Consider the following 1,287-nt stretch of genomic DNA (forward strand, 5'->3'; position numbering starts at 1 on the left):
TCCAAGATCGAAATGCGTCGTCACGCTTTCAGCCGGGACAAGTTCCAGCTGCAGGCCTGGCAACGTCAGGTTGTTCACTGGCGTGTTCTGCAGTACCAGCAGTACCTGGAACAGCGGCGTGTAACTGGTATGGCGCTCGGGTTGCAGGACTTCCACGAGTTGCTCGAACGGCACATCCTGATGCGCATACGCATCCAGCGTGTGCTGGCGCACCTGCTGCAGCAGGGTCCTGAAGTCCTGTGTCAGGTCCACTTGCGTGCGCAGCACCAGGGTGTTGATGAAGATGCCGACCAGGCCCTCGATTTCGCTGCGGTTGCGGTTGGCGATCGGCGTGCCGATGCATATGTCGCTCTGGCCCGAGTAGCGCGCCAGCAGCACGCTGAACGCCGCATACAACGTCATGAACAGCGTGCTCTGGGTGCGACGCCCCAGCGCATGCAGCTCCGATACCAGTGATGCGGGAAGGCTGTATTGCAATGCCGTGCCGGATTGCGTTTGCACAGGCGGCCGCGGCCGGTCGGTGGGCAGCGTCAACAGGCTCGGGCTGTTACCCAGTTGATGCTTCCAGTAGCTCAATTGCTGCTCCAGTACCTTTCCACTGAGCCATTGCCGCTGCCATTGCGCGAAATCCGCGTACTGGATCGGCAAATCGGGCAGCGGCGACGGCAGGCCCTGCATGAAGGCGCGATACAGGATCGCCATCTCGCGTGCCACGATCCCCATGGACCAGCCGTCGGAGACGATGTGGTGCATGGTCATGAGCAGGACATGCTCGTCCTCGGCAAGCCGCAGCAGGTCGAAGCGGATCAGCGGACCGACCGCCAGGTCGAACGGTTTGGCCACCTCCTCCTGCAGGCGCGCGCGCAGTTGCGCCTCGCGTTCGGCCGCCGGCAAATGCCCCAGGTCGATGATGTCCAGCGGCAGCGTCAACGTCGGCGCGATCACCTGCACCGGCGCGTCATCCACTATGACGAAGGTGGTGCGCAAGGCTTCATGGCGACGCACGATCTCGTTCAGCGCACGCGTCAGCGCGTCGACCTCAAGAGGGCCGGTCAGGCGAACAGCCGATGGGATGTTGTAAGTCGCCGTATGACGCTCCAGCTGATCGAGGAACCACAGGCGCGACTGGGCAAACGACAGCGGCAACGGCGCATCGCGATTTGCCGGCAGAAGCGGCAAGGTGCCGACATCGGTTTCAGCTCCTGCGACTTTCAGCATCAACGCGGCAATCGTCGGCGCCTCGAACAGGGCGCGTAGCGGCAACTCCACCTGCAACTCGCTGCGCCG

At 63.1% G+C, this 1,287-nt stretch carries 1 protein-coding gene; it reads right to left on the minus strand.

All coding sequences use genetic code 11. From position 1 onward, the window contains the following. Positions 1-1,287, minus strand: a 1,287-nt coding sequence (locus GSQ75_RS12275; RefSeq protein WP_254058563.1) for a condensation domain-containing protein, incomplete at both ends; no start/stop codon positions are given.

The organism is Dyella sp. S184 (assembly GCF_009766065.1).
Taxonomy (GTDB): Bacteria; Pseudomonadota; Gammaproteobacteria; order Xanthomonadales; family Rhodanobacteraceae; genus Rhodanobacter.